The 1,481-nt window shown below is 49.4% G+C and carries 2 protein-coding genes; both read left to right on the top strand.

The features are described 5' to 3' along the window. A partial coding sequence (locus B3180_RS08790) for an ATPase, T2SS/T4P/T4SS family (protein ID WP_286844073.1) occupies positions 1 to 383 on the top strand: 383 nt, incomplete at its 5' end. Continuing rightward, complete coding sequence (locus B3180_RS08785) at positions 383 to 1,423, top strand: phosphodiesterase (protein WP_054489216.1); 1,041 nt, start codon at positions 383 to 385, stop codon at positions 1,421 to 1,423. The genes B3180_RS08790 and B3180_RS08785, both read left to right, overlap by 1 nt. Positions 1,424 to 1,481: the final 58 nt, after the last annotated feature.

Below are 1,481 nucleotides of genomic sequence, written 5' to 3'. Positions count from 1 at the left end.
CTGAAACAGGACACTTGGTTTTAGGTACTTTGCATACAACGTCGGCGCCAAAAACCATTGACCGTATAATTGATGTGTTTCCCGGCGATGATAAGCCCATGATCCGCTCTATGCTGTCGGAGTCTTTGCGTGCAGTAATTTCACAGAGTCTGCTGAAGCGTGTTGGCGGTGGTCGCGTCGCGGCCCATGAAATTATGCTGTCGTCACCCGCTATCAAGAACCTTATCCGTGAGGATAAAGTGGCGCAAATGTACTCGTCCATACAAACAGGTGCAGAGCGTGGCATGCAAACATTGGATCAGGCGCTCAAGAAATTGGTGGCACGTGGCGATATAGAAGCAAGTGAGGCGCGCCGCTGCGCGGTGAATAAAGAGGATTTCTGATGCAAATACGGAGTGTTTGGCTGTTTTTACTACTGGCCTTTGCGTCCAGTGTGTCGGCACAACAATCAACACGAGTGGCCTTTGGTTGCTGCATTGACCATACCAGTCGGCAGGAAATCTGGGATGCCGTCAACCACGCACAGCCTGAAGTGTTTGTTTTTCTGGGCGACACGGTTGATGTCGATGCTGATGATATGGATGACCTACTCGATGCCTACGAGGTTTTTAACCGTTACCGGGGGCCGAGGGTTTTACGCCGCAACTCGGCAGTAATGTCCGTGTGGAACCGTAACGACTACAGCCTGGATGGCAACGGTGGCAAGAATAACCCGAATCGCTATGCCGTCAGGAATCACTTTTTGACCTTCTGGCGCGAACCCGCAACCTCGGAACGACTTTTTCAGACGCACGGTATCGCTAAGAGCGTGATTTTTGGCAGTGAACCACAACGTGTTCAAGTCATTGTGCTCGATGGGCGCTGGAATAGAGACCCACTCACTACCGTGGGGTGGATGGAGCGCCAAACGCGCCGTTTTAATTCTGACTTAGGTCCTTATCAGGCAAATAATACCGGTGCCTTACTGGGTGATGAACAATGGCAGTGGCTTGCTGAACAGTTACAAAAGCCAGCAGAGGTTCGTATTATTATGAGTGCGACACCGGTATTGGCTCCGGCAAACGGGTATGACAGTTGGGCGCTCTATAAACGTGAACAAAAACGCTTAAAAGAATTGTTAACTGAGCTGAAGCCCTCTGGTTTACTCTTGGCCAGCGGCGATAGGTTTTTTGGTGAATTTGCAAAATCTGACGAGTTTCTTTCTTACCCACTATGGCAGGTAACTCCGGGTACTATTAACTTTGACGGTGATACGCCTTACCAGTCGAGTTATCGCGACGGAAAGGCTTTTACGGAAAGCCGTTATGGTCAAATTGAAGTGATATGGAAAGAGCAGCCGGAATTGGTATTAACGCTCAGAGATATTGATGGCCGGCCGCTCGATAGTCGTAAACTTAACCTTAGTCAGTTGCAACCAGATTAGGAGCTACACGGTGTTGTGTGGCTTGTTCGTAAGCAAATGCCGCTTCTATCAATATTGC

The sequence above is a fragment of the Idiomarina sp. UBA4206 genome, from assembly GCF_002383015.1.
GTDB classification, from domain to species: Bacteria; Pseudomonadota; Gammaproteobacteria; order Enterobacterales; family Alteromonadaceae; genus Idiomarina; species Idiomarina abyssalis.
This window is presented reverse-complemented; position numbering and strand designations above follow the sequence as displayed.